The sequence below is a fragment of the Umezawaea endophytica genome, from assembly GCF_025061645.1.
Taxonomy (GTDB): domain Bacteria; phylum Actinomycetota; class Actinomycetes; order Mycobacteriales; family Pseudonocardiaceae; genus Umezawaea; species Umezawaea endophytica.
In genome coordinates, this window is record NZ_JANYMP010000008.1 from 185,703 (window position 1) to 206,572 (window position 20,870).

Here is a 20,870-nt window from a genome sequence, read left to right on the forward strand (position 1 = left end):
CCCAGGAGCCCCCCGTGCCTTCGGACCCCTTCGGCACGGAGGCGCTGCGCGACTCGGTGCTGGCCTCCTGGCGAGGTTCGCCCACCAGGTTCCGCGAGGACGCCAACGCCGAGGAGGACCTGAGGCTCGGCGGCTACCGCGACCGGCTGCTGGTCGAGCTGGCGCAGAACGCCTCCGACGCGGCGGGCGGTGAGCCGGGCACGCTGCGGTTGTCCGTTGTGGACGGTGAGCTGCGCGCGGCGAACACCGGTGTGCCGCTGGACGCCGCGGGCGTGACGGCGCTCGCGTCGCTGCGGGCGTCCACCAAGAACTCCGGCACCATCGGCCAGTTCGGCGTCGGTTTCGCCGCGGTGCTGGCCGTGACGGACGCCCCGAGGGTCGTGTCGACGTCCGGCGCGGTCGCCTTCTCCGCCGAGCGCACCCGTGCCGCCGTGCCCGAGTCCGCCGAGGCGCGTGGTGGCGACGTGCCCGTGCTGCGGCTGGTGTGGCCGAGTGACGAGACCGACGTGCCGGACGGGTTCGCCACCGAGGTCCGGCTGCCGCTGAAGGTGGACGGGGCCGCGCTGCTGGCCGAGTTCGCCGACCAGGCGGGTGACCTGCTGCTGGCGCTGCCCGGCCTGCGCCGCATCGAGATCGCCGACGCCGTGTGGACGCGCGAGGACGTTTCCGAAGCGGCGGGCGCGGACGTCGTCGTGCTGCACGGTCCGTCGAGTTCGACCCGCTGGATCCTGCACCGCGTGTCCGGCGAGCTGCCCGCGTCGCTCGTGGCTGGCGTCGAGACCCGGCCGCAGTGGTCGATCTGCTGGGCGTGGCCGTCCGACGGCGTGCTGACCGACGAGGTGCTGCACGCGCCGACCCCCACCGACGAGCGCCTGTCGCTGCCCGCGCGGTTGCTGGCGACGCTGCCGGTCGAGCCGTCGCGTCGCCGCGTGCAGCCCGGCCCGGCCGTGGACGCCGTGCTCGCCGAGGCCGCCGCGCACTACCCGGCGCTGGTGGCGAAGCTGCCCGCCGTGCAACGGACCGCGCTGGTGCCGCTGCCCGGCTTCCCGCTGTCCGAAGTGGACGGTGTGCTGCGCGACGGTGTGCTGAAGGCGTTGCGCACGGCCGAGTGGCTGCCGCTCGCCAGCGGCGAGTGGGCCTCACCCGCGAGGGCGAAGGTGCTCGACGCCGGGTCCGAGGAACTCGTCGAACTGCTGGAAGACGTGATCCCCGGCCTGCTCGACGCCGAACTCACCCTGCCGGAGCACGCGAAGGCGTTGGCGGCGCTGGAGGTCCGGCGGCTGACCATGCGCGACGTCGTGGACGCGCTGGCGGGCCTGAGCGGCGACCCGGACTGGTGGCGGCGGCTCTACGCCGAGCTGGACCCGATCGCCGAGGTCGACTCGAAGGTCCGCGAGGACCTGGGCGGTCTGCCGGTCCCGCTGGCGGACGGCCGGATCGTGACGAGCCCGCGCGGCGTGCTGCTGCTGGAGGCCGACCAGGAGACGCTGGACCTGCTGGCGGGCGTGGACGTGTCGGGGCTGCGGATCGCGCACCCCGATGCCGTGCACCGGCTGCTGACCCGCCTCGGCGCGGTCGAGGCCGGGCCGGTGGAACTGCTGGACTCCGAGGCCATCCGCGAGGCCGTGCACCGCAGCGCCGACGAGGTCGACGCGGGCATGGACGGGCACGACCTCGTGCGCGCCGTGCTGCGCCTGGTCGACCGCTCCGGCACGCGGTCCGGCGACCGGCCGTGGCTCGCGGAACTCGTGCTGCCGGACGGTTCCGGCGACTGGCGCCGCGCGGACGAGCTGGTGCTGCCGGACTCGGCGCTGCTGGACGTGCTGGAGCCCGACGCCCCGATCGGCGTGCTGGACGCGAAGGTCGCCGAGCAGTGGCCCCGCTCGGTGCTGACCGCGATCGGCGTGATCGACGGGTTCACCGTGGTCGTGGACGACGACCCGACCGAGCCCGACCACGACCTGGCCGACGAGGGCTACTGGTGGGCCGCGTCGCCGGAACCACCGACCCGCGTGGTCGGCATCCGCGACCTGGACCTGGTGGCCCGCGACGCGTGGCCCGCGGCGCTGAAGATGCTGGCCGCCGACCCGGTGGCGTGGCGTGCGGTGCAGGTCCCGGACGGCTACACCGGCTGGTGGCTCTCGCAGTACGCGACGCTGGATGGCGTGCCGCTGTGCGACTGGCGGCTGCCGTCCGCCGAGTCGCTGGCAGGCCTCTACGACGTGGTGCCGGACGTCGGGCTGCCCGAGCACGTGCTGGTCGCCGTCGGCGTGCGCACCGAGCTGGACGTGCGCGGCGACGACGACGTGAAGGACCTGCTGCGGCGCCTCGGCGACCCGGAGCGGACGCCCGCCGACGCGCTGGTGTTCCAGGCGCACGCGGCGCTGGCCGAGGTCGCGCACCTGCTCGACTCCGGCGGGTTCGCCCCGCCGGACCGGGTGCGCGTGCTGACCGGCGCGGCGGCGCCCGCCGACGACGTGGTCGTGCTCGACCTGCCGTGGCTGCTCGGCGTGCTGCCCCCGGAGACCGTGCTGGCCGCCGACGGCGGCGCCGACGCGCTGGCCGAGCTGCTCGCGCTGCCACTCGCGTCGGAGGAGGTCGACGGGACGCCGACCACCGAGGGCGACGCCGTGGCGTGGCACGAGCTGGGCGCTGTCCGGCTGGCCTGCGAACTGCTCGGGGTGGACCTGCCGGACGGCTCGGTGGTCGTGCACGACGAGCTGCGGGTGACGGTCGACGGGACCGAGCACGAGGTCGCCTGGTGGCTGGTCGACGACGTGGTGCACGCCGTCGACACGCCGGAGGGCCTCGCCCGCGCGCTGGCCTGGGTCAGCGACCGCTGGGCCGAGCGGCACGCGTTCGCCGCCCTCATCACCGACCCGACGCCGGTCACGCTGCTCGGCTAGAACCCGGTTTGCGCGCCCCTCGACCCGCGGCGCGACGCGCGGCGCTGCCAGGCGAACAGGCCGTACCCGATGATCCCGAGCATCATGCCCGCGAAGCAGGACCACAGCCACAGCGCGTTCGCGCTGTCGAAGACGAGGAAGTAGAGGAAGGCCAGCGCCCACACCGCCGTGCCGCCGAGGATGGCGGGCACGGGGTCGGCCAGCCGCGCGGGCAGCGGGGGAGGGCTCGGCAGCGAGTCGTGTTCGGACGGTTCGGCCACGTCAGGCAGGCTACCTCTCGGAAACACTGATCGGGCACGCTCATCGGGCACCGGTCCAGGTACCGATTGGGGTAGAGATGGCCATCCAGGATCCAGCTCCGCGCACGACACCGCCGTCGAAGCTCGACGGGTTCTTCAAGATCTCCGAACGGGGCTCGACCGTCGCGCGGGAGCTGCGCGGCGGACTGGTCACGTTCGTGACGATGGCGTACATCGTCGTGCTGAACCCGTTGATCCTGGGCAGCTTCGCCGCCGACGACGCCGGGGCCAAGAAGGACGTGCTCGGCGCGATCCTGCCGGTCACCCAGGTCGCGGCGGTGACGGCGCTGGTCGCGGGCGTGATGACCATCCTCTTCGGCCTGGTCGCGAACCTGCCGTTCGCGATGGCCACCGGGCTGGGCATCAACACGTTCGTGGCGGTCACGATCGTGCCGCAGATGACCTGGCCCGAGGCGATGGGCCTGGTCGTGCTGAACGGCCTCGTGGTGCTGCTGCTGGTCGTGACCGGTGTGCGGCAGGCGGTGTTCAACGCCGTGCCGAACGAGCTGAAGGCGGCCATCGCGGTCGGCATCGGCCTGTTCATCTGCTTTATCGGCCTGGTGGACGCGGGTTTCGTGCGCAGGCTGCCGGACGCCGCGGGCACGACCGTCCCGGTGGGGCTCGGCATCAACGGCTCGATCGCCTCGTGGCCGACGCTGGTGTTCGTGGTGGGCCTGCTCGTCACCGGGATCCTGTTCGCCCGCAGGGTGAAGGGCGCGATCCTGATCGGCGTGCTGGCCGCGACGGTGCTGTCCGTCGTGGTCGAGGCGATCTTCCACGCGGGTCCGTCGAAGGGCGTCAACCCGCTCGGCTGGAACCTCGGCTACCCGGCCCTGCCGACCGAGTTCTTCAGCCTGCCCGACCTGTCGCTCGTCGGGGACGTCTCGTTCGGCGCGTGGACGCGCGTCCCGGCGATCACCTGCGCGCTGCTGGTGTTCACCCTGGTGCTGACCGACTTCTTCGACACCGTCGGCACGATGACCGGTCTGGGCAAGGAAGCCGGTCTGATCGACAAGGAGGGCCAGTTGCCCAGCGTCAACAAGGCCCTGTTCGTCGACGGCGTCGGCGCGGTCGCGGGCGGTGCGGCGTCCTCGTCGTCCAACACCGTGTACATCGAGTCGGCGTCCGGCATCGCCGAGGGCGCGCGGACGGGTCTGGCGAACGTCGTGACCGGACTGCTGTTCCTCGCGGCGATGTTCCTCACGCCGCTGTACGCGGTGGTCCCGGTCGAGGCGGCGGCGCCCGCGCTGGTCATCGTCGGCGCGCTGATGATGATGCAGGTCAAGGAAATCGACTTCGGCGACTTCTCGGTCGCGCTGCCCGCGTTCCTCACCATCGTGGTGATGCCGTTCACCTACTCGATCGCGAACGGCATCGGCGCGGGCTTCGTCAGCTACGTGCTGCTGCGCGCGCTGACGGGTCGGGCGAAGAGCGTGCACCCGCTCATGTGGGTGGTCGCGGCGGCGTTCGTGGTGTACTTCGCCATCGGTCCGATCAGGGCCCTTTTCGGGGCGTAAGTCCGGTTCGGCCACTCGGACGGAACGGAGGAACAGATCGTGAGGTATGCTAACTACGTGACGGACACCGTGGATGAGCAGGGACTGGCGAGCAGGCTTCGGCTCGCCGTTGTTCGGCTCAACCGCAGGCTCCGCGCGCAGCGCACCAACTCGTCGATCACCCTCACCCAGGTCTCGGCGCTGTCCACACTGCACAAGTGCGGACCGCTGACCCCCGGCGAACTGGCCGCCAAGGAAGGCGTCCAGCCCCCGTCGATGACCAGGGTGATAGCGGCGCTCGAGGAGTTCGGGTTCGCGACCCGCAGACCTCACCCGACCGACGGCCGCCAGGCCATCGTCCAGTTGAGCGACTCCGGTCTCGCGTTCGTGAACGAAGAAGTCGGCGCCAGGGAAGCCTGGCTCGACAAGCGGTTGGCGGAACTGACGGCGGAGGAGAGGGAACTCCTCTCCCGAGCGGCGGAGATCATCGACAGGATGGCGGGGCAGTAACAAGGTGCCGGCTTACGCGGGTGGTAGCGAGACGGATCGGGTCGACCGGGACATCGCGCTACCACCTCCGCGGGAGAAGGCACCGAAGCGCTCCGGCATGTTCGACTCGCTCAAGGTCCGCAACTACCGGTTCTACGCGTCCGGCCAGGTCGTCTCGCTCATCGGCGTGTGGATGCAGCGCGTCGCGCAGGACTGGCTTGTGCTGGAGCTGTCCGGTGGCAGCCCGGTAGCGCTGGGCATCGCCGCCGCCCTCCAGTTCGCGCCCACCCTCGTGTTCTCGCTCTACGCGGGCGTCCTCGCGGATCGGATGGACAAGCGCAGGCTGCTGCTCGTCCTGGAGACCGGCCTCGCGCTGTGCGCGCTGACGCTGGGGCTGCTGGACGTCACCGGGCTCGCGGAGCTGTGGCACGTGTACCTGCTGTGCCTGCTGCTCGGCTGCGTGTCGGCGACGGAAACCCCGGTGCGGCAGTCGTTCGTGATCGAGATGGTCGGCAAGGCCCAGTTGCCGAACGCCGTGGCGCTGAACTCGATGACCTTCAACCTGGCCCGCATGGTGGGTCCGGCGGTCGCGGGCGTCGGCATCACGCTCATCGGCACCGGCTGGATGTTCCTGATCAACGCGGCGTCGTTCATCGGCGTCATCGGCGGGCTGCTGCTGATGGACGTCTCCCAGCTCCACCGCTCCGACCCGGTGCCCCGCGAGCGCGGCCAGCTCCGCGAGGGGCTGCGGTACGTGAAGGGGCGCCCGGACCTGGTGATCCTGCTGGTGCTGGTCTTCTTCATCTCCACGTTCGGCCTGAACTTCTTCCTCACCCTCGCGGTGATGGCGCGCAACGTGTTCGGCGGCAACGCGGACGCGTACGGGCTGCTGACGACGCTGCTCGCCGTCGGCACCCTCGCCGGGGCGACGCTGGCGGCCAAGCGCAGCACCCGCGGCAAGCCCCGGCTGGGGCTGCTGATCGGCGGCGCGCTGGCGTTCGGCTTCCTGGAGGTCGCGGCCGGTCTCATGCCGAACCTGCTGACCGTCGGCCTGATGCTGATCCCGGTAGGCATCGCGATGATGACCTTCACGACCACGGCGAACGCCACCGTGCAGATGTCCGTGGCCCCGGCCATGCGCGGCCGGGTGATGGGGCTCTACATGCTGGTGTTCCTGGGCGGCACGCCGCTGGGCGGCCCGGTGATGGGCTGGCTGGCCGAGCACTACACCGGCCGGGCCCCGCTGGTGGCGGGTGGTCTGATCTCCATCGTCACGGCGCTGATCGGCTACGCGGTCCTGGTCCGCCGCGGCGGTCTGGTGCTGCCGAAGTTCCCGGTCCGCACCCGCCGTACGTAACCCGCAAGGCCCTGACGTGCGGAGACGAACTTCTTCCGCACACTTTCGAGTTGCCTACTTCCCAACCAGGAGAGCTTAGGCTAACCTAAGTCTCGTCACTTCGTGGTGGGAGTGGCAGTCAGTTCGGGAACAGACGAGGCCCCGCCCCCGGTCGTACCACTGGGGGCGGGGCCTCGTCGTTCCCGCTGCGCGGAGGGTGAAAAACGCCGAGGCACCGCACTTGGGCGGCACCTCGGCGCTCTGTCGGCAGCGTCAACCTGTCGGAGCATCCACTGCCGAGTCCTTGTTTCAGGCGGTGGGCAGCAGCAGACCGTTCTGCCCGGCCCGCGCCGCCTCGAACCGCGCGTTCACGTCGTCCCAGTTGACGATGTTCCACAGCGCGTTGATGTAGTCCACCTTCAGGTTGCGGTACTGGAGGTAGTACGCGTGCTCCCAGATGTCGAACGCCAGCAGCGGCGTGGTCGCGATCGACAGGTTGGAGTGGTGGTCCTTCAACTGCTGCGTGATCAACCGCTGCCCGACCGGCTCCCAGGCGAGGATGCCCCAGCCGGAACCCTGGATCGAGCCCGCCGCCGCGTTGAGCTGCGCGCGCAGCTTGTCGAACGAGCCGAAGAACTCGTCCACCGCCGCCGCCAGTTCACCGATCGGCTTGTCGCCGCCGTTCGGGCTGAGGTTCTTCCACCACACCTGGTGCAGCGCGTGGCCCGCGAGGTGGAACGCGAGCGTGGTCTCCAGGCCGACGATCGACGACAGGTTCTCCTTGTCGCGGGCCTCGTCGATCTGCTCGATCGTGTCGTTCGCGCCCTTCACGTACGCGGCGTGGTGCTTGCCGTGGTGCAGCTCGTTGATCTCGCCGATGATCGCAGGCTCCAGATCGGCGTAGTCGTAATCCAGATCCGGCAGCACGTACGGGGCCATCGCGCTCTCCCATCCAGCTCATTGCAACTGCTTCTTAGTTGCAACCTACTTGCACTAAGACCGCTGTGCGAGGGCGGGCCGGATCTTGGGACGACCGAAACCCGGTTGCCCGCGGTCCTCGTTGCCGGCACGGTCGGCCCGTGTCCGTCTTGACAGCTCGCAAGGTCACGCTGTCGTTCGGTCCGAGGACCGTGCTCCAGGAGGTTGATCTCGATGTTCCCGCAGGCGAACGCGTAGGCCTGGTCGCGCCGAACGGCGTCGGCAAGTCGACGCTGCTGAGGGTCCTGGCGGGCGAGCTGGTGCCGGACGGGGGAGCCGTCGTCCGGCACCCGGCGTCGGCCGTCGTGGCGCACCTCACCCAGGAGACCCGGCCACTGGCCGGTGAATCCCTCCGCGCGCTCCTGGCCCGCCGCACCGGCGTGGCCGAGGCGTCGGCGCGGTTCGAGCGGGCCGCGCTCGCGCTGTCCGAAGGCGCTCCCGGAGCCGCCGACGAGTACCAGGCCGCCTTCGACCACTGGACCGCCATCGGCGCCGCCGACTTCGACGAGCGCGCGGACGCCGTGTGCGACCGGCTCGGCCTCGCCGCCGACCTGCTCGACCGCCGGGACGCCCACGAGCTGTCCGGCGGCCAGTCCGCGCGGCTGCGGCTCGCGTCCGTCCTGCTCACCAGGGCCGACGCGCTGCTGCTCGACGAGCCGACCAACGACCTGGACGCGGACGGGCTCGACCTGCTGGAGACCCACGTCGCGGCCAGCCCGGCGGCGGTCGTCCTGGTCAGCCACGACCGGGAGTTCCTGGCCCGCACCACCACGGCCATCGTCGAACTGGACGAGTTCACCCACGCCGCCACCCTGTTCCGCGGCGGCTGGGACGCCTACCTGGAGGAGAAGGCGGCGGCCGAACGGCGGGCGCGCGAGGAGTTCGAGGCGTACGCGGCCAAGCGGGACTCGTTGACCGAACGGTCGCGGACGCTGCGCGAGTGGTCCCGCCAGGGCGTCCGCGCCGTGGCGAAGTCGGGCGAGACCGACAAGAACATCAAGCACGCCAAGAGGCAGCGGGCGCAGGCGACCGGCGCCAAGGGGACGATCGTGGACCGCGCGCTGGACCGCCTGGAGGAGGTGGAGGAGCCGCGCGAAGCCTGGGAACTCCGCCTCACCCTGCCCAGCGCGGGCCGGGGCAGCCAGATCGCGTTCACCCTGCGCCAAGCCGTCGTCGGGCGCGGCGACGTGGTGCTGGGACCGGTCGACCTCACGATCGGCGCGGGTGAGCGCTGGCGGCTGACCGGCCCGAACGGGTCCGGCAAGTCCACGCTCCTCGGCGCGCTGCTCGGCCGGATCCCGCTGCTGTCCGGCGAGCGGAGCCAGGGCGCGTCGGTCGTCGTGGGGGAGGTCGACCAGCTCCGCGAGGAGTTCACCACCGACGACTCCGTGCTCGACGTGGTCGTGGCGGCGACCGCGCTGGAACCGGTCGACGCGCGGACGCTGCTGGCGAAGTTCCGGGTCGGCGCGGACGCCGTGCTGCGACCCGCCCGGACGTTGTCACCCGGCGAGCGCACCCGCGCCGGACTGGCGTTGTTGCAGGCCCGCGGCACCACGTGCCTGGTGCTGGACGAGCCGACCAACCACCTCGACCTCGCGGCCATCCACCAGCTCGAACAGGCGCTCGACACGTACGAGGGCACGCTGCTGCTGGTCACGCACGACCGGAGGCTCGCGGAAGCGATCTCCGTCGACCGCGAGCTCGACGTCCGCGGGCTGGTCGCCGCCGGACCCGCGAAGGGTGCAAGATAAGAGGATGAGCACCGAGGAGGACTGGCCTGTCGAACAGACCTGGTCCATGCGGAACACGCACTGGCACGCCTACGTCGAGCACACCTCGCTGGATCACGCCTCCCCTCGGGCGGAACGGCTGGAGCGCACCCCGGAAGAGGTGCTGAGCACCCCCGCCGAGGTCGCCGCCTGGCTGGAGGTGAACCTCCGCAGCGCCACCAAGCCGGAGGAGGCGGGCAAGAAGCGCGTGAAAGACGAGCGCGACTTCTCCGACTCCAACCGGGTGCACACCTCGCTGGCGTCCTGCGGCGAGTCCATCTACACCGGCGTCAAGGGGATGCTGACCCTCGCGGTCGAGGCCGTGACCCCGGACGACTGCCGCAGCTCCCACGACGGCGCGGACGTCGCGCCGCTGAAGTCGGGCCGCCGCCGCTAGCGGGTGGTGGCTCCGGGCCGCCGTCGAACCGCGGCCCGGTGTCCGGCACGCGTGGTCAGACCGGCCACGTGTGCACGGGGTCGCCCCCGTGCATGAGTTCCACGTAGCGCTCGAGCATCCCGGCGAGCGCGGTTCCGCGATCGGCGCCGCGCTCCTCCAAGCGCACCACGGTGTCGCGCTGCCAGGACGAGCCCGTGCGCCGGGCCAGGCAGCGCTGTTCGATGACCCCGAGGTACCGCCTGCGGGCCTCGTCGGAGACGCCGCACGCGCGCAGCCCGTCGTGCGCCATCGGCAGGAGCCTGCGCAGCACCAGCTCGTCCGGCGGCACCCAGCCGATGCCCGGCCAGTAGAGCTGCGCGCCCATGCCGTGCCGTGAACCGGTGTAGAGGTTCTCCTCGGCGGCGTGGAACGACATCTGCGTCCACAGAGGACGCTCCTGGTCGACCAGCGCCCGCTGGGCGCCGTAGAAGAACGCCGCGTTCGCCACCGTGTCCAGCACGGTCGGGCCCGCGGGCAGCACGCGGTTCTCGATGCGCAGGTGCGGGACGCCGTCGACCACGTCGTACACCGGCCGGTTCCAGCGCCAGACCGTGCCGTTGTGCAGCCGCAGCTCCGCCAGTTCCGGCGTTCCGCCCGCCGCCAGCAGCTCGACGGGGTTCTCCTCGTCGGTTTCCGGCAGCAGCGCGGGGAAGTAGCGGGCGTTCTCCTCGAACAGGTCGAAGATCGAGGTGATCCAGCGCTCGCCGAACCACACCCTGGGCCGCACGCCCTGGTTCTTCAGCTCCTGCGACCTGGTGTCGGTCGACTGGAGGAACAGCGGGATGCGGGTCTCGTGCCACAGCGCCCTGCCCAGCAGGAACGGGGAGTTCGCGGCGATGGCGACCTGCACGCCCGCCAGGCACTGCGCCGCGTTCCAGTGCGCGGCGAAGTCCTCGGGCGCCACCTGGAGGTGGAGCTGCACGGACGTGCAGGCCGCCTCCGGCAGGATCGACTCCTGGTAGCTCAGCAGCCGCTCCGGGACGCGGCCCGCGATCGGTGAACCCTCCATGTGCAGCACGGTTTCCTCGCCGCGCGCCGCGAAGATGCTGTCGTTGAGCACCTTGTACCGCGAGCTGTTCGACAGCCACCGCTGGTCGAAGTGCTCGTGCCGCAACGTCGGCAGCACCCCGATCATCACCAGGTTCGCGCCCGCGTCCTTCGCCTTGTCGTCGGCCGCGCCGAGCGACGCGCGCAGATCCTCTTCCAGGCCAAGGGTCTCGTCACCCGCCAGCGCGCGCGGCGGGACGTTGATCTCCAGGTTCTGCTGGCCGAGCTCCAGGGTGAACGACGGGTCGTCGATCTTCTCCAGCACTTCCGCGTTCGCCATCGCCGGTCTCATGGCGTCGTCGACGAGGGCCAGTTCGATCTCCAGCCCCATCTGGCGCCGCGGGAAGGAGAAGCTGTCCTCCGCCAGCATGGTCGCCAGTGCTTCCAGGCACCTCTGGATCTTCTCCCGGTACCTCTGGCGATCGTCACGGGTGTACGTGCGGCTGGAGACATCCCTACCCATGCCGCCTCCCCTTCGGTCGTGCGACTCCGGCGGCGGAGCGGAGCGCCAACCGTGACACAGCCCGCAGGGGGCCGCCAGAGTCCAAATCGGTGCTCTCTGTCACTTCGCCGTAACAGTGGGCGAGGATGTGCTGGTTGGCGGCGCGGGTGTTGGCCCCTCTGGACTACGAGCCCGGCTCACATGGCGGGAGGTGCGAGAATTCCACCCGTGGTGATCGAGATCGACGACCCGGCGGACCCGCGGCTGGACGACTTCCGCGACCTGTCCACCGCCGACCGCAGGCCGGATCGACCGGGAGGCCGTGGCCTGGTCATCGCGGAGGGCGTGGTCGTGGTCGAACGGCTGCTCGCGTCGCCGTTCCCGGTGCGGGGCTTCCTCGGCGTGCGCAGGCGGATCGAGGCGCTGGGCGACCTCCCGGCGCCCGCGTACGTCGCGTCGGCCGACGTGATGGCCGAGGTCGTCGGGTTCCACCTCAACCGCGGCGTGCTCGCCGCCGCCGACCGGGCCGTGCAGCCGTCGGCGTTCGACATCGCCTCCACGGCCCGCACGCTGGCCGTGCTGGAAGGCGTGGGGGACCACGAGAACCTCGGGTCGATCTTCCGCAACGCCGCCGCGCTGGGCGTCGACGGCGTCCTGCTCGGGCCGGGGTGCAGCGACCCGCTCTACCGGCGCAGCGTCCGGGTGTCGATGGGCCACGTGCTGCGGGTGCCGTTCGCGCCGCTCGACCCGTGGCCCGGCGGCCTGGACGTGTTGCGCTCCAGGGGTTTCCGGGTCGTCGCCCTCACCCCGCGGGAAGGGTCCGTCGGCTTGGCGGACGCCGGGCTGCGCGGGTCCCGCGTGGCCGTGCTGCTCGGCTCCGAGGGGCCGGGGCTGACCGAGGAGGCCATCACCTCCGCCGACGTGGCCGTGCGCATCCCGATGGCGCCGGGCGTGGACTCCCTCAACGTCGCCACCGCCGCGGCCGTCGTGTTCTACGCGATCACCTGAAACACCGGCCGACACGATACGTTCTCCACGGAAGCCGTGACCGTGGGAGGGACCGCTCGTGGAGTTGCGTGTGCAGGCGGGCCGCGCGGTGCTCGCGGGCGAGAGCGAGTCCGGGGAACTCGAGGTGGACCCGCACACCCTCCCCCTCGGCGCGGGCCTGGCCGAAGCCCTGCACGAGTGGGCCAAGGTCGCCGAAGCCGTGCAGCGCACCAACGCCCCCGCCGACGGCGCCGCGGGAGCGCTGGTCACCAGGCGCGGCCGTCAACTCGCGGGTCGCCTGGCCGCGGACATGGGCACCCCCGTCGCCTTCGCCGACCCCGTCACCGGCGAACGCCACCTGGTCGACGCCTCGCAGTCCGGCGTCCGCCCCGCCCCCCGCCGCCCCGAGGTAGTCGTGGACGTCGAACAGGAACCCGAAGAACCCGCCGAACCCACCCCGTGGGGCACCGGCCTGACGGTCAGCGTGTTCAGCGGCGCGGTGGTGGCCTTCCTGGTCATCACCCTCTCCCTTGGCCTGGGCGAGACCAACCGCTGGCTGGCGCTCGTCGCCAACGTGCTGGTCGTCGGCGGCATCGCCCCGTCCGTCTGGCTGGCCCGCAAGGTGATCATCTGGCGCTGGGTCGCCTACGGCGTCACGACCGGCGTCGTCCTGGCCTGGATAGCCCTCATCCTGACCCTCCTCGAACCCTGACACCTGATCTCGACCGCCCGCCCGGCGCCCCACCCACCCCACTCGGCCAGGTGGACGCGCCACCTCGGCCCGACCGCTCACGCCGAGACGGCAGGCCGGACGGCGGCGCACCAGGATGCCAAGCCCGCCGCGGCACGGCCCAAAGCGCGAGCCCGGCCGCGGCACGGCCCAAAAGCGGCAGGGTCGCGTCTCGCGGCCCGGCCACCTTCCTCCGTGGGGGTCCTGCCTGCTCGAAATCGTGGGCCTCTACCCCGGCAAGGTCATGGTGAATTTCCCGGTCAGCACCCCCTCGACGGTCAGCAAGCCGGTGCGGTGCGCCCAGTCCAGCGTGGTGCGGACGTCCGCCTCCGGCGCCAGCGTGCGGTGTGCCAAGGCTGTCGCGGTCTGCTCCGTCCCGCCCCACAGCGCGACCGCGAGCAGGTCGGAGGCGAAGGAGGTGTAGCGGTTGTGCTCGGCGGCAGGGGAGTCGGCCAGCACCTCCCGCCCGGTACTGCCGGGACCGACCGCGGCGCGCCCGCGACGCAGCCACCGGGGTGGACCGGGAGCGGCGACCGGCCAGAACCGCAGCGCCCACAGGGTTTCCGGGCCGTCGGAGGAGGCGGGGAGCGGTTTGACGGCGACCCGGACCCGGTAGTCGCCGACGGCACCCAGGCGCAGGTCCTCGCCGCCCGGCCCGCACGTCACGGTCGTCAGCCCCACCACACCGGTCCGGCTGCGGTACGGCGTCTCCAGGACGTCGAGCCAGTCGGCGGACTCGGCGGGCGGCTCGACGTCGTGCGACTCCAGCCGCACCACGAGCGGCCCGTCACCCGCTGACCCCTCCAGCCAGCCGTAGCCCGCGCGGGCGACCGTGCCGCACGGCTGGCCGCCCAGCCCCCACTGCTCGAACGGCCCCTCGTCCTCCTCGCCGGTGTTCGTGTCGCGGATCGTCAACGTCCCGAACTCCGGGTAGTGGCAGGCCTCCTCGAACACCCTCACCCCCACTCACCCCGCACGTACCGCGCCACGAGCGCGGCGTGGGACAGCGGTGTGGACAGGTCGGTGACGTCGCCGTTGGTGGTGTAGTCGAGCAGCACCACCTCCTGCCCGGCGGCGAGCGCGCGCAGGGCCTCGACCTCCGCGTCCAGCCGGTTCTCCAGCACCCACCGGTATGTCGGCAGGTAGACGCGCCGCCGAGCCTCCTCGTACGCCAGGAGGTCGGCGCCCTCCAGACCCGCGCGGTGGCCGCGGACCGCGCCGAACCGCCGCACCGTCCGCTTGAGCCCCTTCATGGTGGTCACCCGCAGCCTGCTCGCGTCGACGTCCGCGCCGTCGAAGACCTTCAACGCCTGCCAGATCCCCTCCACCGACTCGCCGGTCACCCCCGGTGTGAACGGCACCGGGATGCCGCCGTGCGGGTAGAACGGGCTCAGGCGCACCCACGGCTCCGGGCCCTTCGAGGTCACGTCGACCACCGCGGCGCCCGGATGGTTCTTCGCCATCCAGGCCGCCCCGCGCCTCCTGCTCACCACGTGCACCACCATGCTCCGCAGGGTGCCGGCCGGGTCCGACAATTCCCGGTGGCGGAACCGAAACCCCAGGTGGGGCGTCTGATCGGCATGGGTGACGCGCGCTGGTGGGTGCTGGTCGAAGAGGTCCGCGGCATGGGGGACGGGCGCGAGTGGAAGGTCTCGCACGTCGCTCCGGTCGGGGACGAGGAGGAGGCGCGGGCGGAGGCGCTGCGGCTGGCGCGCGAGTTCACCCCCGCCTACCCGTGGTCCCCGAAGTCGCGGAAGGTGCTGCGGCTCGGCGACGGCTCGTACCTGGTGATCGTGGAGGGCCGCACGTCGTCGTTCCACTTCCGGACCCGCGTCGGCGAGCTGGTCGACTGACCGCACGACCCGGCAGGAACCTGCCACCACCGCTCCGCTCCTTGGCTGGTCACACCCCGAACCGGCCCGCCTGCCCCGCGAAGGGCGTCGCGGGGCGTCGCCGAAAGAGCGATAATTGTCGGCTCAACTTGCGATAGTGGAGCTCAGCGACGAGCGGAGAGGGGTGGCGAGCGATGAGCTGGGACGTGCTGCTCAGCGTGGTGCCCGAAGGCTTCGGGTCGATCGAGGAACTGCCGCGGGACTTCCGGGCCCCACCGATCGGTCCGCACGGCGCGGTGGAGGACGCCCTCCGCCGGGCCGTGCCCGCGATCGACCTGGCCGACGTGAACTGGGGTGTCATCGACGGCCCCGGCTGGTCGGTGGAGGTCAACATCGGCAGGGCCGACCCGGTCGACTCGATCATGCTGCACATCAGGGGCGGTGGTGACGCCGCGCTGCCGATCGTGTTCCAGGTCGCGGGCGAGCTGGGATGCCGCCCGCTGGACATGACGACGGGCGAGCTGCTCGCGTCGGCGGACTCCGCCGAAGGCTGGTGGGGGTTCCAGGAGTACCGCGACGGCACCGTCCGGGAAGACGACAGGTGACCGGCCCCGTGGCGCGCCGGTAGGAGGTCCGCGCGACAGGCTCGTCCCGGCGGTCGCCGGGGCTGGAAGCCGTCGTGCCCGACCCGGCGGTGGAAGCCCCGGAGGTTCCGGGACTCCCACCGGGGGACTCACGCCAGCGAGTCGGTCCAGGCGTTGTGCAGCGCGGCGAAGCGGCCGTCCTCGCCGATCAGGTCGGCCGGTGTCCCGTCCTCGACGATCCGGCCCGCGTCGACGACCAGCACCCGGTCCGCGATCATCACGGTGGACAGGCGGTGGGCGATGATGAACGCCGTCCGGTCCGCCAGCACCGTTTCCAGCGCCGCCTGCACGGCCCGTTCGGTCGGCACGTCCAGGCTCGACGTCGCCTCGTCCAGCACCAGCACCGCCGGGTCGGCGAGGAACGCCCTGGCGAAGGCGATCATCTGGCGCTGGCCCGCGGACAGCCTGCCACCGCGCTTGCGGACGTCCGTGTCGTAGCCGCCGGGGAGGGCGGCGATGAACTCGTGGGCGCCCACCCCGGCCGCAGCCGCCTCCACCTCGGCGCGGGTGGCGTCGGGCTTGGCCAGCGCGATGTTGTCCGCCACCGAGCCCGCGAACAGGAAGTTCTCCTGCGTCACCATGACCACGGCACGGCGGAGGTCGGCGTCCGCCAGGTCTCGCAGGTCCGTGTCGTCCAGCCTGACCGCGCCGCCGGTCGGGTCGTAGAAGCGCGCGACGAGCTTCGCCAGCGTGGTCTTGCCCGCCCCGGTCGCGCCGACCAGCGCCACCGTCTGCCCCGCGGGCACGTGCAGGTCGAACGTCGGCAGCACGAGCGCGGTGTTGGCGGAGTAGCGGAACTCCACGTCGGAGAACCGGACGTCGCCGGTCGCGTGCGCCAGCGGCTTCGGGTGCTCCGGCTCGGGCACCGACGGCACCTCCTCCAGGACGCCGGAGATCTTCTCCAGCGCGGCCTGCGCCGCCGAGTACGCGTTGGTGAACATCGCGATGTCGTCGAATGGGTCGTAGAACCGGCGCAGGTACAGCGTGAACGCCGCCAGCGCGCCGATCTCCAGGTGACCGCCCGCGACCCGCCACGCGCCGAACGCCAGGATGACCGCCAGCGACGCGTTGCCGATCAGCCTCACCAGCGCGGTGAACGTCGCCATGACGCGGAACGCGTCGGCGTTCGCGTCGCGGAACGTGCCGTTCAGCTCACCGATGATCTTCTCGTTGCGGTCCTCGCGGCGGAACGCCTGTACCGCGCGGATGCCGTTCATCGTCTCGACGAACTGCACGATGATCTTCGCGATGGCGCCGCGGGTGCCCCGGTACGCGACCGTCGAGCGGGCCCGGAACCACCGCACGAGCAGCAGCAGCGGCACGAACCCGAACAGCACGACCAGCGCCAGCGGCACGTCGAGGTACAGCAGCACGACGGAGATGCCGACCACCGACAACAGCGAGGTCAGCAGCCCGTCCAGGCCTTCTTCGAGCAGGTCCTGCAACGTGTCCACGTCGCTGGTCATCCGCGCGATGACCTTGCCGGACGTGTACTTCTCGTGGAAGCCGATCGACAGGGTCTGCACGTGCCGGAACACCCGGCCGCGCAGGTCCAGCAGCAGGTCTTGGCCGACCCGGCCGGTCAGCCGGACGAACGAGTACCGCAGCACGGTCGCCAGCAGCCCCGTCGCCGCGTACCCGCCGACGCACCAGGCCAGCACCGCCGGGTCGCCGTCGACGGCCGCGGGCACGCCGCGGTCGATGGCGGCCGCGATGATCAGCGGCCCGGCCAGGTTCGCCAGGTTCTCCAGCACCACGATCAGCAGCGCCAGCGCCGCGGGCACGGCGCGTGGGCGCAGCAGCGACCCGAGCAGCCTGCGCGACCGCGCCTGGAGCTTCAGGCCCGTGCGGTAGTCCAGCTCGTCGATCTCCTCGGCCGCGACGCCGCGCCACGACTCCTCGTCGACCGGAACGGTCGTCGTCTCCGCGCTCACAGCGCCGCCACCTCCTCCTCTTCGTCCATCGTGGACAGCAGCCTGCGGTACTCGGCGTTGTCCGCCAGCAGGTCGTGGTGCCTGCCGACCGCCGCGATCCGGCCGTCGACCAGCATCGCCACCCGGTCCGCGAGCTGCACCGTGCTCGGCCGGTGCGCCACGACCAGCGCCGTCACGCCGTGCAGCACGCGCCGCAGCGCGCCCTCCACCTCGGCCTCGGTGTGCACGTCGAGCGCGGACAGCGGGTCGTCCAGCACCAGCACCGCCGGGTGCGCGACGACCGCGCGGGCCAGCGCCAGCCGCTGCCGCTGGCCACCGGACAGCGACATGCCCTGCTCGCCGATCCGCGTCTCCAGGCCCCACGGCAGGGCTTCGACGAACTCCTCCGCCTTCGCCACGCGCAGCGCTTCGCGCACCTTCGCGTCGTCCAGCTCGTCGCTGCCCAGCGCCACGTTCTCCCGCACGCTCGCGGAGAACAGCACCGGTTCCTCGAACGCCGCGCCGATCGTGCCGCGCAGGTCCTCCAGGCTCAGGTCGCGCACGTCGACGCCGTCGATCGTCACGCGCCCCGACGTCACGTCGTACAGCCGCGGTACGAGTGCAGTCAGCGTCGTCTTGCCCGAGCCCGTCGCCCCGACCAGCGCCACGGTCTCACCCGGCACCAGGTCGAGGTCGATGCCGCGCAGCACCTCCCGGTCGGCGCCCGGATAGGCGAAGCGCACGTCCTCGAACCGCACGTGCCCGCGCACCGGCGCGGGCAGCGCCCTCGGCTCCTCGGGGCTGGTGATGGTGATCGGCGAGTCCAGCACCTCGTAGATCCGCTCGGTCGCCGACGACGTCTGGTTCGTCTCCGCCAGCAGCCAGCCGATCGAGTCGACCGGCCACCGCAGGTACGCGCTCACCGCGACCGCCGCGACCAGCGTGCCGATCGTCGTCGTGCCGTTGGTGATGCCGAACGTCCCCACCGCGAGCTGCGCCGCGATGCCCAGCTCGGGCAGCACGATCAGCACGGCCCACAGCAGCGCGAAGACCTTCACCTTCGCCAGCTCGGTGTCCCGCAGCTCCCGCGCCCGCGCGGAGAACCGGTCGCTCAGACCGGGCCCGCGCCCGAACGCCTTGAGCACCCGGATGCCGAGCACCGACTCCTCGACGTTCGTCGTCAGGTCGCCCGCCTGGTCCTGCGCCTTGCGCGCCACGACCTTGAACCGCGACTCGAACAGGTACGACATGAGCACCAGCGGCAGCGTGCAGGCCAGCGCGACCGCGCCGAGCAGCGGCGACAGCCAGAACAGCACGCCGAGGCCGATGATCACGATCGCGGTGTTCACCACCAGGAAGATCACCGCGAACGCCACCCAGCGCCGCACCGTGGCGACGTCGGTCGAGGCCCGCGAGAGGAGCTGACCGGACTGGTACCGGTCGTGGAACGCCACCGGCAGCCGCTGGAGCTTCCGGTAGATGTCCGCGCGCAGGTGCGCCTCGACCTCGGCGGCCGGGCGGGCGATCAGCCTGCGCCGCGCGTAGAACAGCGCCGCTTCGGCGCACCCGAGCACGAGTACGAGCAGCACGAGCCAAGGCAGGGCTGACAGGTCGCGGTGGGCGATCGGCCCGTCCACGATCCGCTGGGTGATCAGCGGAATGCCGAGACCGCACAGCATCGCGCCGAGGGTGGCGCACATGCTGAGCGACAACGGTTTCCGCACCGGCTTGATGTACGGCCACAGCCTGCGCAAGGTGGCGGTCGTGGAAGTACTTTGGTCCTTCACGAGGTTGGTCCCCCTCTGATCCACCCTGACAGTACGAAGGAGGACCGACGTTCGGCATCCGGTTTTCCGCTCGGCCGAACTGTGCAAGCTAGACCAAACTGGAGGTCAAGAGCAGATGACGAGCGTCGACGAGGTCCGCTACCTCAGAACTGAAGCAAGCATGGCTTTTCCGCACGGCAGGCTGCTGGCGCTGCGCGGCGGCTCGCTGCACGTGCTCGCCCCGGACGGCTGGGACCGGGTCGCGCGCACGGCGTCGGGCGCGCGCTCGATCAGCCGGGTGGAGGCGGAGGACTGGTGCGAGAGCGAGGGCTGGGACCTGGACCTGCTGGACGAGGTGCCGGTCTAGGGGGCTGTCACTTCTTCTTCCGCAGCATGGCGGGGGCGGTCAGGAGCGCGGCCAGCCCGTAGCTGGTCGCTGCCAGGATCGCCTGCACGGTCCACTTGCCGCCCACCCAGGCCAGCTCGTCCGGCAGCTTGAAGTACTGGAAGATCCCCATGATCACCGGCCCGAGCAGCACGATCGGCCACACCGGACGCACCTTGAGGATCCAGAGCACCGGGCCCGCCAGCAGGACGCTGACCAGCAGCGCGACCGGCAGACCGATGACGAGCAGCAGGATGAACTCGCCGAGGTCGGTGTTGTCGAGCATCGTCCGGAGCTTCTCGGACTGGAACGCGGCCACCCAGGCGAGCAGCAGCGCGGCGCCCACGACGGCGGACACCACGACCCGGAGGAACACCTTGAGGGCGAGGTTGCTCGCGGTGGGGCGGGGGGTGTCAGTCACGGGTCGCAGTCTCGCTCACTCGTCGGGTCCCTGTCACTGCCGTGCCGATCGCGAAACCCAGGGCTCCGGTCACGATCGCGCTCGCCGGGACGGATATCCAGATGGTCAGGATCATGAGGATGGTGGTGAGGACGGCGCCGGTGATGGCGGCCGGGGCCGGGCGGGTGAGGTCCAGGGATTTGAACGCCAGCCAGGCCAGGAGGGTGCCCAGGACCACGGCTATGGGCATCGAGATGAGGCCTACGCCGAGGCAGTCGAAGTCGTCGGTTGAGCAGACGGCTCCCGAGGCGATGAGTTCTCTGGTGCCCCACCAGAGGGCTCCGAGTAACGCTCCCGTGCCTGCTCCTATGGCTGTCCGTCGGCCGTCCATGATCTTTGGTTCCCTGGGAGGGGGGTGGGTAAACGTGGTTTTGAGGTTTGGGGTTTGGGGGGGCTGGGGTTCTGGGGGTCTGTTTGGGGTGGTGCTGGGGGTTTGGTTGCGTAAGTGGGTGTGGTCGATTTGACTTGGGGCCCCTCTTTTTGGCGCTAGTCGGGCCAAAACGGCAGGTGGAGAGCTTGCCGCCCGACTGAGTTTAGCGCCAAAAACCCCAAGTAAAATCGACCACAGTTGCATGCGGATGTAGCGCGTCGTTGGGGTTGGGTTAGAGGGATAAGAGCTGATTGACTGCCTGCGTAGCTCGAACTGCCGATTGACTGCCTGCGTGGCTCGAACTGCCTATTGACTGACTGGTGTCATGCACTTGCTTGAGGCCGATTTTACTTGGGGTTTTGCCCCTTAAAATTGATGATCGGGTAGGTCTTCAGCCTGCCCTTTTGGCCCGATCAAAGGAGCAAAAGAGGGGTCCCCAAGTCAAATCGGCCGGCTCCAGGAACACCCCAAACAAACCGCCCTGCACGCAACGACCCACCCCAAACAAACCGCCCTGCACTAACCGACCCACCCCAAACAAACCCGCCCTGCACAGAACGACCCACCCCCACACCACCCCCACAC

The 20,870-nt window shown here is 71.2% G+C and carries 20 protein-coding genes; 11 read left to right on the forward strand and 9 right to left on the reverse strand.

Annotation, left to right across the window (positions count from 1 at the left end; all coding sequences use genetic code 11):
* Positions 1 to 14 precede the first annotated feature (14 nt).
* The gene (locus tag NZH93_RS18895) at positions 15 to 2,906 is read left to right on the forward strand and encodes a sacsin N-terminal ATP-binding-like domain-containing protein (protein ID WP_259624426.1); all 2,892 of its coding nucleotides are present in this window, start codon (positions 15 to 17) and stop codon (positions 2,904 to 2,906) included.
* Here NZH93_RS18895 and NZH93_RS18900 read toward each other — a convergent pair.
* Complete coding sequence (locus tag NZH93_RS18900; protein WP_259624427.1) at positions 2,903 to 3,166, reverse strand: DUF2530 domain-containing protein; 264 nt, start codon at positions 3,164 to 3,166, stop codon at positions 2,903 to 2,905. The genes NZH93_RS18895 and NZH93_RS18900 overlap by 4 nt on opposite strands.
* A 77-nt stretch (positions 3,167 to 3,243) precedes the next feature.
* Here NZH93_RS18900 and NZH93_RS18905 point away from each other — a divergent pair, with 77 nt between their 5' ends.
* The 3 genes from NZH93_RS18905 (at position 3,244) to NZH93_RS18915 (ending at position 6,547) form a co-directional block, all read left to right on the forward strand.
* Positions 3,244 to 4,722 carry an NCS2 family permease gene (locus NZH93_RS18905; protein ID WP_259624428.1) on the forward strand — a complete coding sequence of 493 codons (1,479 nt, stop codon included), beginning with the start codon at positions 3,244 to 3,246 and terminating at the stop codon, positions 4,720 to 4,722.
* Between the two features lie 69 nt (positions 4,723 to 4,791).
* On the forward strand, positions 4,792 to 5,211 hold the full coding sequence (locus NZH93_RS18910) for a MarR family winged helix-turn-helix transcriptional regulator (protein WP_372506708.1): 420 nt from the start codon (positions 4,792 to 4,794) through the stop codon (positions 5,209 to 5,211).
* Positions 5,212 to 5,215: 4 nt separating this feature from the next.
* Entirely contained in the window at positions 5,216 to 6,547 is a 1,332-nt protein-coding gene (locus NZH93_RS18915) for an MFS transporter (RefSeq protein WP_259624430.1), read from the forward strand.
* Positions 6,548 to 6,835: 288 nt separating this feature from the next.
* On the opposite strand, the gene NZH93_RS18920 is transcribed toward NZH93_RS18915, so the two are convergent.
* The gene (locus tag NZH93_RS18920; protein ID WP_259624431.1) at positions 6,836 to 7,465 is read right to left on the reverse strand and encodes a superoxide dismutase; all 630 of its coding nucleotides are present in this window, start codon (positions 7,463 to 7,465) and stop codon (positions 6,836 to 6,838) included.
* Positions 7,466 to 7,605: 140 nt separating this feature from the next.
* On the opposite strand from NZH93_RS18920, the gene NZH93_RS18925 reads away from it, so the two are divergent.
* Entirely contained in the window at positions 7,606 to 9,255 is a 1,650-nt protein-coding gene (locus tag NZH93_RS18925; protein ID WP_259624432.1) for an ABC-F family ATP-binding cassette domain-containing protein, read from the forward strand.
* A 4-nt stretch (positions 9,256 to 9,259) separates the two neighbouring features.
* Complete coding sequence (locus NZH93_RS18930; protein ID WP_259624433.1) at positions 9,260 to 9,670, forward strand: hypothetical protein; 411 nt, start codon at positions 9,260 to 9,262, stop codon at positions 9,668 to 9,670.
* 55 nt (positions 9,671 to 9,725) lie between these two features.
* Here NZH93_RS18930 and NZH93_RS18935 read toward each other — a convergent pair whose 3' ends face one another.
* Positions 9,726 to 11,219, reverse strand: a complete 1,494-nt coding sequence (locus NZH93_RS18935; RefSeq protein ID WP_259624434.1) for a glutamate-cysteine ligase family protein — start codon at positions 11,217 to 11,219, stop codon at positions 9,726 to 9,728.
* A gap of 210 nt (positions 11,220 to 11,429) precedes the next feature.
* Here NZH93_RS18935 and NZH93_RS18940 point away from each other — a divergent pair, with 210 nt between their 5' ends.
* Both NZH93_RS18940 and NZH93_RS18945 read left to right on the forward strand, forming a co-directional pair.
* Positions 11,430 to 12,206, forward strand: coding sequence for a TrmH family RNA methyltransferase (locus NZH93_RS18940; RefSeq protein WP_259624608.1), 777 nt, complete (start codon positions 11,430 to 11,432; stop codon positions 12,204 to 12,206).
* 58 nt (positions 12,207 to 12,264) lie between these two features.
* Complete coding sequence (locus NZH93_RS18945; protein WP_259624435.1) at positions 12,265 to 12,897, forward strand: DUF2537 domain-containing protein; 633 nt, start codon at positions 12,265 to 12,267, stop codon at positions 12,895 to 12,897.
* 246 nt (positions 12,898 to 13,143) lie between these two features.
* On the opposite strand, the gene NZH93_RS18950 is transcribed toward NZH93_RS18945, so the two are convergent.
* Both NZH93_RS18950 and NZH93_RS18955 read right to left on the reverse strand, forming a co-directional pair.
* Positions 13,144 to 13,875, reverse strand: coding sequence for a hypothetical protein (locus NZH93_RS18950; protein WP_259624436.1), 732 nt, complete (start codon positions 13,873 to 13,875; stop codon positions 13,144 to 13,146).
* Positions 13,872 to 14,420: a DUF6939 family protein gene (locus NZH93_RS18955; protein ID WP_259624437.1), complete on the reverse strand. Its 549-nt coding sequence runs from the start codon at positions 14,418 to 14,420 to the stop codon at positions 13,872 to 13,874. Before NZH93_RS18955 ends, NZH93_RS18950 begins: the two co-directional genes overlap by 4 nt.
* A gap of 57 nt (positions 14,421 to 14,477) precedes the next feature.
* Between NZH93_RS18955 and NZH93_RS18960 the strand changes: the two genes are divergently transcribed.
* Together NZH93_RS18960 and NZH93_RS18965 are read left to right on the forward strand one after the other, a co-directional pair.
* Positions 14,478 to 14,768 carry a hypothetical protein gene (locus tag NZH93_RS18960; RefSeq protein WP_259624438.1) on the forward strand — a complete coding sequence of 97 codons (291 nt, stop codon included), beginning with the start codon at positions 14,478 to 14,480 and terminating at the stop codon, positions 14,766 to 14,768.
* A 173-nt stretch (positions 14,769 to 14,941) separates the two neighbouring features.
* Positions 14,942 to 15,352 (forward strand): hypothetical protein, encoded by a 411-nt coding sequence (locus tag NZH93_RS18965; RefSeq protein ID WP_259624439.1) that lies wholly within the window; start codon positions 14,942 to 14,944, stop codon positions 15,350 to 15,352.
* A gap of 128 nt (positions 15,353 to 15,480) precedes the next feature.
* On the opposite strand, the gene NZH93_RS18970 is transcribed toward NZH93_RS18965, so the two are convergent.
* Positions 15,481 to 17,325 (reverse strand): ABC transporter ATP-binding protein, encoded by a 1,845-nt coding sequence (locus tag NZH93_RS18970; RefSeq protein WP_259624440.1) that lies wholly within the window; start codon positions 17,323 to 17,325, stop codon positions 15,481 to 15,483.
* Complete coding sequence (locus NZH93_RS18975) at positions 17,322 to 19,091, reverse strand: ABC transporter ATP-binding protein (RefSeq protein WP_259624441.1); 1,770 nt, start codon at positions 19,089 to 19,091, stop codon at positions 17,322 to 17,324. The genes NZH93_RS18970 and NZH93_RS18975 overlap by 4 nt, the downstream gene beginning before the upstream one ends.
* Before the next feature lie 115 nt (positions 19,092 to 19,206).
* Between NZH93_RS18975 and NZH93_RS18980 the strand changes: the two genes are divergently transcribed.
* A complete protein-coding gene (locus NZH93_RS18980; protein ID WP_259624442.1) occupies positions 19,207 to 19,437 on the forward strand; it encodes a hypothetical protein in 231 nt (76 codons plus the stop codon).
* Positions 19,438 to 19,444: 7 nt separating this feature from the next.
* Here the strand turns inward: NZH93_RS18980 and NZH93_RS18985 are convergent, their stop codons facing one another.
* Positions 19,445 to 19,876 carry a hypothetical protein gene (locus tag NZH93_RS18985; protein WP_259624443.1) on the reverse strand — a complete coding sequence of 144 codons (432 nt, stop codon included), beginning with the start codon at positions 19,874 to 19,876 and terminating at the stop codon, positions 19,445 to 19,447.
* Positions 19,869 to 20,246 carry a hypothetical protein gene (locus NZH93_RS18990; RefSeq protein ID WP_259624444.1) on the reverse strand — a complete coding sequence of 126 codons (378 nt, stop codon included), beginning with the start codon at positions 20,244 to 20,246 and terminating at the stop codon, positions 19,869 to 19,871. Before NZH93_RS18990 ends, NZH93_RS18985 begins: the two co-directional genes overlap by 8 nt.
* Positions 20,247 to 20,870: the final 624 nt, after the last annotated feature.

Coding starts and splice junctions, on each gene's coding strand:
- NZH93_RS18965 (WP_259624439.1), top strand. CDS start 14,942: ATGAGCTGGGACGTGCTGCTCAGCGTGGTGCCCGAAGGCTTCGGGTCG.
- NZH93_RS18935 (WP_259624434.1), bottom strand. CDS start 11,219: ATGGGTAGGGATGTCTCCAGCCGCACGTACACCCGTGACGATCGCCAG.
- NZH93_RS18980 (WP_259624442.1), top strand. CDS start 19,207: ATGACGAGCGTCGACGAGGTCCGCTACCTCAGAACTGAAGCAAGCATG.
- NZH93_RS18920 (WP_259624431.1), bottom strand. CDS start 7,465: ATGGCCCCGTACGTGCTGCCGGATCTGGATTACGACTACGCCGATCTG.
- NZH93_RS18930 (WP_259624433.1), top strand. CDS start 9,260: ATGAGCACCGAGGAGGACTGGCCTGTCGAACAGACCTGGTCCATGCGG.
- NZH93_RS18990 (WP_259624444.1), bottom strand. CDS start 20,246: ATGGACGGCCGACGGACAGCCATAGGAGCAGGCACGGGAGCGTTACTC.
- NZH93_RS18955 (WP_259624437.1), bottom strand. CDS start 14,420: ATGGTGGTGCACGTGGTGAGCAGGAGGCGCGGGGCGGCCTGGATGGCG.
- NZH93_RS18905 (WP_259624428.1), top strand. CDS start 3,244: ATGGCCATCCAGGATCCAGCTCCGCGCACGACACCGCCGTCGAAGCTC.